The sequence below is a fragment of the Streptomyces sp. 7N604 genome (assembly GCF_052245475.1).
In the GTDB taxonomy this organism is placed as follows: Bacteria; Actinomycetota; Actinomycetes; order Streptomycetales; family Streptomycetaceae; genus Streptomyces.
The window spans coordinates 50,041-63,356 of record NZ_JBQQBX010000012.1 but is presented as its reverse complement, the minus strand read 5'-3'; the positions used below and the strand labels follow the sequence as shown (position 1 = coordinate 63,356).

The window sequence follows — 13,316 nt, the reverse complement described above, 5'->3', positions numbered from 1 at the left end:
CTACTTCTTCTCCTGCTGCCACTTCTCGGTCCAGTACGCGTCCCAGGCGGCCAGCAGTTCCTTGGGCGTCATCTTGCCGAGCACAAGCTTCTGCACGTCGGCGTCGGCCTTCTGCTCCCACTCGGTCCACCAGGCGACGCCGCGCGGCTGCCTGACGTTGAGGTACGTCTCCGGGTGCTCGGTCATGGTGACGTAGCTGGACCAGGGGCCGGTCTTGTAGAACGGGTCGTCGATCGCCGACTTGAGGATCGGCACCAGGCTGTTCTCCTTGGTGAAGGTCGTCGACGCCTCGCCCTGGGAGAGGAACTCGACCAGCTTGACGGCCTCGGCCTTGTGCTCGCTGCCGTCCGCGACACCCCACCCGGCGGTGGCCAGCGGCTGGACGGTCTTGCCGCCGGGCCCGGCCACCAGCGGGGCGGTGTCCCACTGGTCCTTCGAGACCGCCTTGGACTCCGAGACCGTGGCGATCACTTCAGGATCCTGCAGCAGAAAGGCCGTGGAGCCGTTGGAGAAGCCCTCGACCATCTCCGGGTAGCCCCAGGAGACGGATGACTTGGGGGATGCCTGCTTGAAGAGCTTGAGGTATGTCTCGAGGGCTTCCTGGGCCTCGGGCGCGGAGAAGATCGTGCTGCCGTTCTTGAGCTTGTAGCCGTTGGCGGGGTCGACCTTGTCTGCGACGTACGCCTCGATGACGGCGGTGGCGTTGCTGTTGGCGTTGGCCCCGCCGCGGAAGGCGTAGCCATACCGGCGCTTCGCCGGGTCGTGGATGGCGGAGGCCTGCTCCAGCAGCTCGTCCCAGGAGGCGGGCGGCTTGCTGAAACCGGCCTCCTTGATCAGGTCGGTGCGGTAGAACAGGCTCAGCCCGTAGAAGCCGTACGGGACGAAGTAGGTCCTGCCCTTGGCGTCCTCGGAGGCGTTGACGGCGTTCTCCGTCATGGCCTGCCAGCCCTTCCAGCCCTTGAGGTCCTTCTTCATGTCGTAGAGCCAGCCGTTGTTCGACCACGGGCCCACGGTGATGTCCCGCACCTCCAGGGCGTCCACGCCGCTGCCGGACTGGAGCATCTGCTGGATCTTCTGGTCGGCCTGCTCGGTGGGCGGCGAGATCAGATTGACCTTGATCTTGGAGTTCTGCTGCTCGAAGTCCGCTATGAGCTTCTTGAGCAGATCCGTGCGGGCGGGGTTCGTCAGGCTCTCGACCATGGTGAGGGTGACTGTGCTGTCACCGGGGTTCATGGCGGAACAGCCGGTCAGGACCATCGCGGCGGCTGTACCGAGGGCGAGAGCTGCCGTCCTTCTCCTCATAGCGCTGACCTCTTTCCTTGGATTCCTTGGATTTCCTTGGCTGACGGCCGCGCCGGCAGCAGCTTCGGGGACGGGGCTTACGGTGGTGCGCCGCTACGGCGCGCTGTGCTGCTCGCGGGCTGTGCGGGCCCACTCGCCGAGGACAGGGACGCAGGCCTCGGCGAAGTACTCGTAATCTGCGGGGGTGTTGTAGACATGTGCGGACAGCCGCAGATAGCCGGCGCCGCCGAAGCTGGTGAACGCCGCCTCCACTCCCAGCTCCCGGGCAGCCCGGTCGCGCAGCGCGTCGGCCTCGACGCGGCTGGCGGCGAGGCCCGCGGGCAGCCGCACCAGCCGCATGCCGGGGACCGGCATGCCCACGTCGACGGTGCTGCTGACACCGGTCAGTTCGGCGAACGCGGCGCCGACGACCCGCTCGGCGTAGTCGGCCAGGTCGTCCATGTAGCGGCGGGCGGTCTGCCAGCCCCAGGTGCTGTCGATGAAGGCGAGCGCCGTCGGCGCCGCCAGATAGGCAGTGGCGTCCACCGTGCCCTGCTGGTCGAAGCGGTCGGGGTACGGATCGGCCGCACCCCACGAGTCGATCAGAGGGTGGAGCTGCTCACGCAGCGGGCCGCGGGCGACCAGCGCCGCGGTGCCGCGCGGTGCGCAACCCCACTTGTGCAGGTTGCCGACCCAGAAGTCGCACGTCACGCCGGCGAGCGGCGCGGCGATCAGACCGGGGGCGTGCGCGCCGTCCAGGAGCAGCGGGATGCCGCGCCGCTGCGCCTCCGCGCCGATCCGCTGCACCGGCATCCGGCGGGCGGTCGCCGAAGTGATCTGGTCCAGCACGATGAGGTCCGTCGCCTCGCCGATCTCGGCGGCCAGTGCCTCGTACGCCTGCTCCTCGTCCGCGTCCAGCGGTACCCGGGCGGTGCGGACCCGGCCGCCCCAGCGGCGCGCCAGCCGCTCGGCGCCCATGGTCACGGCCCCGTAGCCGTGGTCGGTGACGACGATCTCCCCGCCGTGGCGGCGGGTCAGGCCGGCGTACACGACACTGGCGCAGGCGCTCGCGTTCGGCACGAGGACAAGGTCCTCGGGGGCGACCCGGAGGAAATCCGCTAGCTCGACCCGGGTGTCGGCGATCCGCTGCGGCAGCGCCGGAAACCACACCACCGGGGAGCGTTCCATCTCCGCGCGCAGTTGGTTCTGCCGCTCCTGTGCCACCAGGGGAACCGCCCCGAATGAACCGTGGTTCAGGTGCCTCAGGGCGGGGTCCAGCGACCATGCACGGGCGGCGGCCCGTCCGTCGGCCAGCAGCAGGGGGCGCGGCGCGGTGGTGACCTCGGTCTCGCTCACATGACTCCACATCTGCCGGACCTGAATGTCCTGCGGGACATCAGACCGCGGACCATGACACGTATGATGACTCGGCATCCTGGCACGGCTCTTTCCGGGCAAGCAAGGGTCCTGCAGGGAGAAGTCATCAGATGAATTGCCAGCGACCCGCACAAGACATCTGATGACTCGCTACAGTGAATCGAGGGTCGGCGGTGTCGCCGGTCCCATCACGGGAGGAGTCGGATGTCCGCAGTCGACAAGGCGTTCCACGGCCTACGGCACATGATCGCGACGGGGCGTCTCGGCGCGGGCGAACGCATGCCTCCGGAAGGCGAGCTCTGCGAGGAACTGGGCGTCTCGCGGGGGTCGTTGCGCGAGGCCGTGCGGATGCTCGCCGCCCTGGGCGTCATAGAGCCGCGGCACGGCTCCGGCACGTACGTCTCCCCGCTCAGGCCCGAGGACATCATCGGCAGCCTCTCGCTGACCCTCGAACTCCTGCCGCTGCCCGGCCTGCTGGAGGTCTACGAGATCCGGCGCGTGCTCGAAGCACACGTCGCGGCCCAGGCCGCGGCGCGCTGCACGCCGGAGACGGTGCGGACGCTCTCCTCGCTCATCGAGGCCATGGAGGCCACCGACGACCCCACCAAGGCCTCCGAGCTCGACCACCGCTTCCACGCGGAGATCGCCCTGGCCGGCGGTAACCCCACCCTGGCCTCCCTGCTGTCGGTCTTCCGCGCCCGCTCGCGCAAGTACCAGGTCTTCACCCTCCCCGCGGGGCCCGAGCTGCGCCGCAAGAGCGACGAGGACCACCGCATCCTGGCCACCGCCATCGCCGACCGCGACCCCGTCGGCGCCGCCGGTGCCGCACAGGCTCACGTCGCCCAGACGGAGCGGTGGCTGCGCGCCTTCATGCCTCCCGTGGAGGAGGACGACACCCCGAGCTGATCCACTGCGAGCTCCACGCCAGTGACGTGGAGCGTGTGCGCGCCTTCTACGTGTCGGCCTTCGGCTGGTCCTTCTACAAGGCGAGGGGACCACTGGGTGATCCGCACCGGCAGCGAAGGCCCGGGAATCGACCGGACCATGCTGGCCCGTCAGGGACCGCCACCCGCCCAAGGCGCACCCGTCGCCGCCTGATCTCGCCGACGAAGGCGCCCGTCCCGGGGCGGGCGGGCCGACGAGGGCGCGTCCCGGGGCGGGCGCCTTCGTCGGCTACTCCGTACGACGGGCGCCGCCGACGGATTGGGGCACCCTGGCGGCGGTGTCGGCCAGGGTGCGCAGGACGGTCGTGCCGGCGAGCACAAGCGCGGAGACCGGCGGGCCCGCCCATCGCGTCACGTGTCGCTGCAGGTCCGGGTCCACCTCGATGGTCACCCGGACGTATCTGCTGTGCAGCGTGGTGACCTTGGCAGCCCGGGGCGCGGCGGTGTCCTGTCCGCGCTCCAATGCCGCGCGGTACCTGTTCTTGCGCTGGTTCATGCCGCTTCCTGACGCTTGATGAGTTCTTCGGCGAGGTCCATGTACGCCGAGCCCTTGACCTGGACCGGGCTCCCGAACGACTGGGCGTACAAGTCGAGCCGCGCGATCTGGGTGTCCAGCACCTCGAAGCCCCACTCGGTGAGCGCCTCGCGAGCGTCGGCATCGGGGCCGGTGCGCGTGGCGTCGGGACGATTGGTTCTGTTCAGCAGGACTGCGGTACGGGCCGGCTCGGCGCGCAAGGACTGCACGTCGCCCATCTCACCGCGGATGGGGGCCATCCGGTCCAGTTCGATGGGAGCGGGGGTCACCGGCACGATCCACTCGCTCGCGTACCTCATGATGCTGCGGGCGATACGAGGATGGTCCTCCAACTGCGGCGCGTCGAGTACGACGGCCTGCCGTCTGCCGAGGAAGTCGTTCACACGACGGTGTACGTCCCCCACCGGCAGGGCGATGACGGGAAACGGGAAGCCGTCGGCCAATTCGCTCCACCGCAGCGCGGAAGCGGCTGGATCGCCGTCAACCAGCAGCGGTGAATACCCCGACTCGTGTAGCGCATGGGCCAGCCAGACGGCACTGGTCGTCTTTCCGACACCGGGCTTGAGGTTCACAAACGCACAGCTCAGCAGCACGAGAGCCAACCATAGTGGGCGTGATCAACTGGACATGGTCGGCGCGAGAGCGGAGTTCCATCATTCACTCGCAAGCAGGCAGAAACCGCTGTCGGTTACGGGCTCGGCGACGGCCTCGGATTACGGCGCGACGGAGGACTCGGGATCATCCGCCCGCCCACTTGCACGGAATCGCCAATTGGCTGAACCACGCTCGCATTCATTGAGCATCGCCCTTCTTGCACGGAAACCTCCAGGTGCTGTCTCCGGACTCGAGGGCGTGCGAGATGCTGTCGATGGCCTGGCGGCGCCTGTGCGGGCTCCACTGCGGTGCGTATTCAGCCATCCTGGTGACGAACTCCAGGACTCCGGCGTCCCTCAAGGCCGCGTAGTCGTCGAGCTCCGCATCGATCCTGGCCGCCAGGTGGTCATCGAGGAAGTAGACCGCCTGCGGCCCGTCGTCGTCGGCCAGATTGAAGTGGTCGGCCAGCCCCAGCAAATGCTTCAGCCGGGGGTTGGGCAGCGGCTGCGGCGGCGGGTTGAGCAGTTCGCGGATGTAACTGGAGGAGATCGATCCGTACCGACCGTCGCTGCTGATGGAACGTGCGACCTCCTCGGGGGTGTACGGGCCCCGGTCCGAAGGGTGGGCCACGCGGAACAGGCGGCGCAGCTTGTCAGGGAACGACCGGCGCGGCTGCTCGTCACCGAGACGTTCCTCGCGTCCTCCGACGAAGACGGCCGGACTCACCTCGAGCGCGGCGGCCAGGTCCTGGACAGTCTGCAGCGTGGGGTTGGCCCGGCGGCCCTTGCGCAGGAGGCAGATGTAACCCTCGGTGATGTCGCCGCCGTTGGCGACGACGAACTGAGCCAGCTGAGCGTTGGTGTAACGCTGGGAACGATTCACGGGGTGCAGGCACAGATCATCCAGCACGGCCGCAAACGACCGGCACGGCCCCCTCGCCATAGCGGCACCTCCACAGCGATCACCGAACCGGGTGCGCCAACCCCGCGGCCGACCAGTCACGCGGAAGCCGCTGCTGTCGGCCCAAAGCACCCGGAGACTAGCATACTCCCGTGGCATAAGGTCATTACCTATCACTACTGCGGTATGAACTCGGCAATAATCAACCCCATATTGACGGGGAGGTCAGCCGCCTCCTTCCTCCCCTGAGGACAACGGCACTGGTCGGTGCGGTCGGATCACCCCTCCCGAGAGCGAAGACCGCTCGGTGGCCCTCTTGTACGCGCGGGCCACCCGAAGCCACCAGTCGACTTCGGCTTCGATGCTGCTGGCGTCCAGGATCTGCTCATCGTCGGGATGCGCCTCGGCACTCTCCAAGCTTCGCTCTCCCCGTTGCCACGCCCGGAGAGCAGCGCGGAGTTGGGCCGCTTCGACAGCAGCTGTGAGCCTCTCGCCCGTCAGGCCGGATTCCCGGCCCCATCGATCGGCAGCCCCGTATACCGCGGGATCGAAGAGGGGCTTGAGAATCAACCGCCAGTCATTGAGTTCGATCACGATCCGGCGCACGCGATGATACGGATCCAGCCTCTGCCGGTTGATGACCATGACGCTGCCCGGGGACACGGGCCGAAGCGCGCGGTGCAGGTACCTCAGGGTGAAGAAGTCCCGCCACCGGCTCAGCCAGGCACGGAGCGACGAAGTCCCCACCGCCGCCGAGAACAGCGACAGAGCGCTCACCGTAGGGACCGTCAGTGCGAGCGCCTTGATCTGGGGTCCCGAGTCGTAGAGATCGAATCTCACCGCGATGACATTGACCACCATCAACACCATGTAGACATTGAGCGAGGCGCCCGCCAAGCCGAGAAGGCGTAACCTGCGGCGCAGCCGCGGAAATTGCGCGTAGTCGTCCATCTTCGCCCAAGTCAGGCACCAGTAGGCCAAGATGAGAGTCCCGGCCGCTGCCGGCAGGAGATAAACCATGTAGAAGGCGAAGACCGTGAGCTGATGCGGCACATAGGTGACGGCGAAATCGTTGTGCACACGCTCTACGGGGACGTTCGACAAACTGAACAGGACGGCCATGGCGACAATGTCCAAGGCGTAGGCGGCTATGACCCAACGCGCCCACTTCCATGCCATATCGGCCGAATGGCGCACGAACAAGCCCAGCGTCAGCCAGGATGCGGAAATCGCGGTGAAATGGCTGGCCACCAGCAGGATGGAGACATTGGGCCAGCCGGTCACCCGGTTGATCACCTGCTGGGTCGCGGGTACGGCCAGCCATGTGGCCACGGCAGGAAAGAACACGGCTGCACACATGACCAACAGTCTGGGACTGCCGTGATGGGCGCGTAATTGCCGGAACTTGTGAGCGAACGCAAACGTCCACACGGTGGCAACACTGAGGAAAACGATGTTAAAGATCACGGAGTTTCCTCGGGAGTCGTTCTTCCCGTACACCGTGAGAATGTGCACACCGACCGCATGGCACGGCGGCCGGCACTCCGAATGCCCAATCCTCACTCCTCATTCCCGGGCGTGTCCGGCTGGTTGAGCTCGATGAGGGGTCCCGGAAACGGATCGCGCGGCGGCCGAAGCTGATAGCCAGGGGCCCTTCATTCCGACGGGTCGGACGGCTTTGACTTCTTCGATCCGGAACCCCAGACTTCGGCGGCCCGCATGACCTGCGGCGCCACCTCCGACGACCTGAGTTCGGCCTCCTCAAAGTCCTGACGCTCAGTCAGCAGACACAGGAGCCTGTCGGCGAATGCTTCGGCGTCGCGTTCCTGTTCTTCGGCGAGCGTGGTTCGGGCTGCGATCATGCGCAGCATCTTGCTGGGCAGATCCGACTGGCGGAGATTCTCCTGGTGCGCCGGGCCGATGCCCTCATGCCCGAGGACCACGTGCGCGAGCTCGTGGAGCAGGATTCCAAGGCGGTGGTACCAGGACCGAGAGCTCGCGCACAGGACGGCATACGATCCGTCGCGGAGCCGTATGGTCGCCCCGCTGAGCCCGCTACTGCGCATGCGGACGAACTTGACCTCGACGCAGGCGTTGAGGAGGTCGCTCATCACCTCGCACACCCGACGACAGGCGTCCTGATACGTGGCTGACCGCGGCAGGCTGAACCGCTCGAGCATCTGATCACAGAGTTTGTCGAGCTCATGCCGGTCCATGCTGCCGTCCTAGGTCGGGCGCTCTGGGTGTGAGTCCGGATCCACGTCCCCAGTGGCTCATACCGCCTCATGCGTCACTCATATGAAACCCAAAGTATCAGTCCGTTGACGCTCCGGGGACTGATCATGTCCGAGTCCGACACTTCCTCCCGCTACTCGCGCAGATGCGCCGCCCGCTCACCGACGAGGGGACGCCGCGTCGCGGCAGCGACAGGATTGGGCCAGCCTCCATCCCCTGGCCTGACAAGCCCGTTCAAGGTTTTCACGGGGCCCTGCATGCCGCTTCCCGCAACCCTGCATCCCGCACCCGGGCGGACACCTTGGCCTCGAGGCCCGCACGGACAACCGCGCCGTGGCCCATGGCGTCGATCGACAGATGGGCTCCCCTTACGATCACGCCGCCTGCCCGCCGCGGTCGGCATCCCCCGCGCAGGCAGCAGCCAGGTCATCCAGTGACAGTTCCAGCGCGTGGGCCAGGGCAGCCACGGTGAAGAAGGCCGGGGTCGGGGCCCGGCCGGTTTCGATCTTGCGGAGCGTCTCCGCGGACAGCCCGGCCGCTGCCGCAACGTCCACCATGCTGCGGTCACCGCGGGCTTGGCGGAGGAGTGCCCCGAAGCGCTCTCCGCGCTGGCGCTCTTGCGGGCTCAAAGGAGTTCTCACCATGCCCGTGATACTAATACCGGTATAAGTATTGGCAAGCACCAGCTCGCAGGGAGTCACGACACATGGTGGAGATCAAGACCGACACGGCACTGGAGGCGATACGTGAAGCAGGACGCGTCGTGGCCCACGCGCTGGCAGCCGTCCGCGAAGCGGCAGCCGTGGGAGTTCGCCTGCGCGAGCTCGACGAAGCCGCCCGCACCGTTCTGACCAAGGCCGGAGCGCGCTCTCCGTTCCTGGGCTACCAGCCCTCCTTCGCCCCCATCCCCTTCCCCGCCGTGATCTGCGCCTCCGTCAACGACGCCGTTGTGCACGGCATCCCCGACGGCTACCGCCTGCGTGACGGCGACCTGGTCAGCATCGACTGCGGAGCCGAACTCGACGGCTGGACCGGCGACGCTGCGATCAGCTTCACCGTCGGCACCCCCCGCCCCGCCGACCTCGAACTCATCGCCGCCGCCCAGCAAGCCCTGGACGCAGGCATCGCCGCAGCCACCGTCGGCCACCGCATCGGAGACATCTCTCATGCCATCAGCACGGTCGCCCGCAACATGGACTGCGGCATGCCGGTCGACTTCGGCGGCCACGGGATCGGCCGCCAGATGCACGAAGACCCCCACGTCCCCAATCACGGACGACCCGGCCGCGGCTTCCCCCTGCGCCACGGCCTCACCCTCGCCATCGAACCCATGCTCATGGCCGGAGGGCGCAACGACTACCGCACCGACCCCGACGGATGGACCCTGCGCACGAACGACGGCAGCCGAGCCGCCCACATCGAACACACCATCGCCGTCACCGAAGACGGCCCCCGAATTCTCACCCTGCCCTGAACTCCAACCGGCTCACAGGTTGTCAGTGGCGACCTGTTCAATGTGGCTCATGGAGACGGATACGCAAAGGCGTGGGTTGTTCTGGGATGTGCAGGCGGGGCGGGTCCCACCGCCATCTGCAGCGCTGCTCCTCGGCTGGGAACTGGTCGGCGTGGATCCGGAGCAGGGGACGATCGAGGTGGCGTTCCAGGCAGGCGATCAGTTCGCGAACCCTGTCGGCGTGATCCAGGGCGGGTTCCTGGCCGCGATGCTCGACGACACCCTGGGTCCGGCGCTGGTCGCGACGTTGCCGGAAGACCAGTTTGCGCCGACGCTCGATCTCCATGTTCAGTTCCTCCGTCCCGCCCGCCCCGGACGGCTTCTGGGGCTCGGACGGATCGTGCAGCGCGGCAAGGACGTCTGCTTTCTCGCCGGTGAGCTCATCGGCCCCGACGACAGGCCGGTGGCTGTGGCGACCGCGACCGCACGAATCCAGACCCTGTGCTAGACGAGTAGTTCCGACGTGATCAGTGGTCATAGGCGATCAGTGAGCGGGTGACTGCTGCGCCGGTCAGATTGTTGTGCCAGATGCCGACGGCGATCGCGAGCACACGCTGGGTCACTCGGACGACCACGCCCTCGAAGGTCCGTCCGCCGTGTCGCTCCAGGTCAAGCTGCCGTTTGAGGGTGTCGTTGACCGACTCGATCAGCTGGCGGACCTTCTTGAGCATCGGCTCTCCGTAGCGCTTCTTCTCCCGCTTGAGCGACGGCCGCAGCAGCTCGATGCCCTGCGTGACGACGTCCTCCTCGAACGGCCTGCACGCGGAATCCCTTGTCCGTGACGAACAGGATGCCACCACGCGAGGCGACCAGGTATCGGCGTCGACTTCGAGCATCGCCGCCAACCGGGAGTGGGACGCGCAGTAGCCGTCACAGACGAGTTCGGAGTCACTGAGCAGCGGGGGTCTACCGAGGCGCCGGGTTCCTCCAATATCGTCGTCGATCTTCACCTAGCCTAGATCTTGCGTGATGGGCTGTCAGCTTGCCGATGGCCGTTCTTTCCTGTTCCTCGGTGCTGTTTTCGGCGCGCGAGCAGGCCGATGGCCCGGCGTCGCGCCGGGTGGGCGCCGGGTCCACGGCTCCGGTGAAGTGGTGCTGCTCGCAGGGACAGGTCGTTGTCGCTGGTCAGCCGGGGTTCGGCAGGGCCTGCAGCCGCTGGATCGCGCTGGTGATCACGGTTGTCCAGGGCCAGTGGCGGGTGAATCTCAGGTGCCGGCGGCGGGCGGTGGTGACCAGCTGGGCGGCGGCGGAGAACAGCCGGAGCCGCAGTCGGCGGGGTTCCCACAGCCGGGCGGTGCCGGTCAGGGCGAGCATCGGCATCCAGGCCAGCAGCTCGAGGGCGATCTGGACGATCTCCAGCCAGATCTGGTTCTGCGCGGTCCCGTGGAGGGGGAGGTTGCGCAGGCCGGTGGCGCGGGCGGCACGGATGCGGTCTTCGGCCCCGGCGCGTTGGCGGTGTCGCAACTCGAGGGCGGCGATCGGGACACCGGTGGTGTTGGTGGCAAACGCGGTCAGCCGCATCCCGTCGGCATCGGTGAAGCGCAACTGGGCACCGGGGTGCGGTCGTTCCTTCCGGACGATTAGCCGCATCCCCTTGGGCCAGCCCTTGAGGCAGTCGCCGTCGAGCTCGGCGGCCCAGGCGCCGTCGCGGATACCGCCGCCCGGCTCGATCGCGGGCGTCCACGTGGAGGCCGGCACCTTGAGGACGGCCTGATGGATGGCCTCGGTGATGGTCATGCCGACCGAGTACGACAGCCACCTCCCGCGCTTGATGAGCCAGGCCACGAACTCATGCGTGCCGCCACCGCAATCGGTACGGATCAGCGTCCGCCGCCCGCGCCGGTAGGTCTTCGGCAGCTGGACCAGCGCCAGTTGGGCGGCTTCGATGTGATCGGCAGCGGTGTTGCTCCCCGCGTTGCCCGGCCGCAGCAGACCCGCCACCGGCTCCCCGCTGCCACCGCTGCCGTGGTCGACGAAGGCCATGATCGGGTGGTGTCCGAACGTCTTCTTCCAGGTCGCGGCGGCGTCCTGCTTCTCGGAGTGAGCGCTCACCAGCACCCCGTCCAGGTCCACGATCACCTGCCCGCCCGCATCCGGCGCCGACGGACCGGCCAACTGCCACACATACTCGCGCACTTCGGCCCGCGCGGCGCGGATTGCCGCCAGCGCCTTCGGTCCGCTCCCGGCCAGCGTGTCGATGAGCCGGGAGACCGTCGGGTCGGAGGCCACCGGCCCGAACACGCCCGGCTCCGCCCGCAGCATGCCCACATCCGCGAGGCCGTCCCCGCCGAGCGCGACCACGAGCGCCACATCCAGCAGGATCTTGCCCGGATCGTGCACCGCCCGCGCTTTACGCCACGGCGCCAGTGCCGCCGATATCGCCTGATCCAGCCCTGTCTTGCGGACCGTCTCCACCAGCAGCACGGCCCCGGCCTGAGTGACCACCCCATGACCGCCGCCCTCGACACGGACACGCGGGTAGGACCCGATACGCTTCTTCACCTGGAGAGTGCCTTCTTTCCTGCGGCGGACAGAGCCTTCGACAAGCCCCTTCCCAGGTCAGGAGCACTCTCCACCTATTTGATCAAGGACCGGACAAGACCCTCGTGAAAGCCCGAGGCTAGAGTGCGGTCAGGAGGGTGTTCAGGTCTGTCGTCACACACGGATCTTGGACGCCCTCTGCTCGCTCCGGAGGCCAAACCGCAGAGCCACACGTCGTTGCGCTCGGTGGGACTGCGTAGCCATTGCAGAATCGAGGTCGGCACCAAGGTGGAGGCCGAGTGAAGTTCCCTGACATGTCGCGCGGTGCGCGTCTGACTGCCCATAGTGCCGTCTCCACATCCCTGGCCTTGTGCAGTGATCGCGCCCTGCGCGAGCTCGTGGACACTGCCGTGCCGACCGGATCCGGCATCGGCGGGAAGTCGGCCCTGCTGGAGGTCGCCGGAACCCCGGTCTTCGTGAAGCGGGTGCCCCTCACCGACTTGGAGAGGCAACCTGAGCACGTCCGGTCCACGGCGAACCTGTTCGAGCTGCCCGTCTTCTGCCAGTACGGCATCGGCACCATCGGCGGGCCGGGCTTCGGGGCCTGGAGAGAACTCGCCGTGCACACCATGACGACGAACTGGGTGCTCGCGGCGGAAGACGAGGGCTTCCCCCTGATGTACCACTGGAGGGTGCTGCCCGACTCGACGCCCCTGCCCGAGGAACTGGCCGACGTCGAACGGGCTGTTGCCTACTGGGGCGGCGGATCGCAGGTGCGCCGCCGGATCGAGGCTCTCCAGCAGTCCTCGGCGAGCGTCGCGCTGTTCCTGGAGTACATCCCGCAGAACCTGCACCAGTGGCTGGGCACTCAGATCGAAGCAGGCGACGAGGCCGCCGACCGGGCCTGCGCCATGGTGGAGAAGAACCTGGAAGCTGGAACCTCGTTCATGAACGCGCGGGGGCTCCTGCACTTCGACGCGCACTTCGAGAACATCCTTACCGACGGTCGGCGCCTCTACTTCGCGGACTTCGGCCTCGCGATCTCCTCCCGCTTCGAGCTGTCACAGGACGAGGCCGACTTCTTCGACCGGCATCAGGCCTACGACCGCTGCTACACCGCCACGTATCTGGTGAACTGGCTGGTCACCGCTCTGTACGGGTACCAGAGGGAGGACCGGGACGGACGCTACGCGCTGGTGCGCGCCTACGCAGAGGGCAAGCGCCCCACAGGAATCCCAGAGGAGGCCGCAGCGATCATCGCCCGGCATGCGCCAATCACCGCCGTGATATCGGACTTCAACCGCGAGCTCCAGCGCCAGAGCAGGCAGACCCCGTACCCGCTGGATAAGATCCGCCAGCTTGGCGGGATGTACAGCTCCTCCATTTACTGACGGACGCCTGGAGGCCAGCACTCGACATGGATCAGTCACCCTACGTCGGCCTCCAGCAGCACCCC

At 67.5% G+C, this 13,316-nt stretch carries 13 protein-coding genes and 1 pseudogene; 4 read left to right on the top strand and 10 right to left on the bottom strand.

Annotated elements, in window-relative coordinates:
- Both ACTWP8_RS14940 and ACTWP8_RS14935 read right to left on the bottom strand, forming a co-directional pair.
- Entirely contained in the window at positions 1-1,302 is a 1,302-nt protein-coding gene (locus tag ACTWP8_RS14940; RefSeq protein WP_443322634.1) for an ABC transporter substrate-binding protein, read from the bottom strand.
- 93 nt (positions 1,303-1,395) lie between these two features.
- Entirely contained in the window at positions 1,396-2,637 is a 1,242-nt protein-coding gene (locus ACTWP8_RS14935; RefSeq protein WP_443322633.1) for an aminotransferase class V-fold PLP-dependent enzyme, read from the bottom strand.
- Between the two features lie 225 nt (positions 2,638-2,862).
- Here ACTWP8_RS14935 and ACTWP8_RS14930 point away from each other — a divergent pair, with 225 nt between their 5' ends.
- Positions 2,863-3,564: a FadR/GntR family transcriptional regulator gene (locus ACTWP8_RS14930; protein ID WP_443322632.1), complete on the top strand. Its 702-nt coding sequence runs from the start codon at positions 2,863-2,865 to the stop codon at positions 3,562-3,564.
- A gap of 267 nt (positions 3,565-3,831) precedes the next feature.
- Here the strand turns inward: ACTWP8_RS14930 and ACTWP8_RS14925 are convergent, their stop codons facing one another.
- From ACTWP8_RS14925 to ACTWP8_RS14900, 6 genes are all read right to left on the bottom strand, one after another.
- Positions 3,832-4,098 carry a hypothetical protein gene (locus tag ACTWP8_RS14925; protein ID WP_443322631.1) on the bottom strand — a complete coding sequence of 89 codons (267 nt, stop codon included), beginning with the start codon at positions 4,096-4,098 and terminating at the stop codon, positions 3,832-3,834.
- The gene (locus ACTWP8_RS14920; protein WP_443322630.1) at positions 4,095-4,730 is read right to left on the bottom strand and encodes a nucleotide-binding protein; all 636 of its coding nucleotides are present in this window, start codon (positions 4,728-4,730) and stop codon (positions 4,095-4,097) included. Before ACTWP8_RS14920 ends, ACTWP8_RS14925 begins: the two co-directional genes overlap by 4 nt.
- A 199-nt stretch (positions 4,731-4,929) precedes the next feature.
- On the bottom strand, positions 4,930-5,613 hold the full coding sequence (locus tag ACTWP8_RS14915; protein ID WP_443322629.1) for a hypothetical protein: 684 nt from the start codon (positions 5,611-5,613) through the stop codon (positions 4,930-4,932).
- Positions 5,614-5,856: 243 nt separating this feature from the next.
- Positions 5,857-7,098: an MAB_1171c family putative transporter gene (locus tag ACTWP8_RS14910; RefSeq protein WP_443322628.1), complete on the bottom strand. Its 1,242-nt coding sequence runs from the start codon at positions 7,096-7,098 to the stop codon at positions 5,857-5,859.
- A 188-nt stretch (positions 7,099-7,286) separates the two neighbouring features.
- Complete coding sequence (locus tag ACTWP8_RS14905) at positions 7,287-7,847, bottom strand: hypothetical protein (RefSeq protein ID WP_443322627.1); 561 nt, start codon at positions 7,845-7,847, stop codon at positions 7,287-7,289.
- Positions 7,848-8,240: 393 nt separating this feature from the next.
- Positions 8,241-8,510: a helix-turn-helix domain-containing protein gene (locus ACTWP8_RS14900; protein ID WP_443316820.1), complete on the bottom strand. Its 270-nt coding sequence runs from the start codon at positions 8,508-8,510 to the stop codon at positions 8,241-8,243.
- Positions 8,511-8,572: 62 nt separating this feature from the next.
- Between ACTWP8_RS14900 and map the strand changes: the two genes are divergently transcribed.
- Together map and ACTWP8_RS14890 are read left to right on the top strand one after the other, a co-directional pair.
- Entirely contained in the window at positions 8,573-9,340 is a 768-nt protein-coding gene (gene map, locus ACTWP8_RS14895) for a type I methionyl aminopeptidase (RefSeq protein ID WP_443322625.1), read from the top strand.
- A gap of 49 nt (positions 9,341-9,389) precedes the next feature.
- Positions 9,390-9,827: a PaaI family thioesterase gene (locus ACTWP8_RS14890; RefSeq protein ID WP_443322624.1), complete on the top strand. Its 438-nt coding sequence runs from the start codon at positions 9,390-9,392 to the stop codon at positions 9,825-9,827.
- A 19-nt stretch (positions 9,828-9,846) separates the two neighbouring features.
- On the opposite strand, the pseudogene ACTWP8_RS14885 reads toward ACTWP8_RS14890, so the two are convergent.
- Positions 9,847-10,248: pseudogene (locus ACTWP8_RS14885) on the bottom strand (IS982 family transposase); the annotation flags it as partial.
- A gap of 256 nt (positions 10,249-10,504) precedes the next feature.
- Positions 10,505-11,881, bottom strand: coding sequence for an IS1380 family transposase (locus tag ACTWP8_RS14880; RefSeq protein WP_443322623.1), 1,377 nt, complete (start codon positions 11,879-11,881; stop codon positions 10,505-10,507).
- A gap of 293 nt (positions 11,882-12,174) precedes the next feature.
- Here ACTWP8_RS14880 and ACTWP8_RS14875 point away from each other — a divergent pair, with 293 nt between their 5' ends.
- Positions 12,175-13,251 (top strand): protein kinase family protein, encoded by a 1,077-nt coding sequence (locus ACTWP8_RS14875; protein WP_443322768.1) that lies wholly within the window; start codon positions 12,175-12,177, stop codon positions 13,249-13,251.
- The last annotated feature ends 65 nt before the right edge of the window (positions 13,252-13,316 follow it).

What these genes read in the sequence shown, in the direction of transcription:
- ACTWP8_RS14875 (WP_443322768.1), top strand. Translation starts at nt 12,175, where the DNA reads ATGTCGCGCGGTGCGCGTCTGACTGCCCATAGTGCCGTCTCCACATCC.
- ACTWP8_RS14890 (WP_443322624.1), top strand. Translation starts at nt 9,390, where the DNA reads ATGGAGACGGATACGCAAAGGCGTGGGTTGTTCTGGGATGTGCAGGCG.
- ACTWP8_RS14940 (WP_443322634.1), bottom strand. Translation starts at nt 1,302, where the DNA reads ATGAGGAGAAGGACGGCAGCTCTCGCCCTCGGTACAGCCGCCGCGATG.
- ACTWP8_RS14905 (WP_443322627.1), bottom strand. Translation starts at nt 7,847, where the DNA reads ATGGACCGGCATGAGCTCGACAAACTCTGTGATCAGATGCTCGAGCGG.
- ACTWP8_RS14930 (WP_443322632.1), top strand. Translation starts at nt 2,863, where the DNA reads ATGTCCGCAGTCGACAAGGCGTTCCACGGCCTACGGCACATGATCGCG.
- map (WP_443322625.1), top strand. Translation starts at nt 8,573, where the DNA reads ATGGTGGAGATCAAGACCGACACGGCACTGGAGGCGATACGTGAAGCA.
- ACTWP8_RS14900 (WP_443316820.1), bottom strand. Translation starts at nt 8,510, where the DNA reads ATGGTGAGAACTCCTTTGAGCCCGCAAGAGCGCCAGCGCGGAGAGCGC.
- ACTWP8_RS14925 (WP_443322631.1), bottom strand. Translation starts at nt 4,098, where the DNA reads ATGAACCAGCGCAAGAACAGGTACCGCGCGGCATTGGAGCGCGGACAG.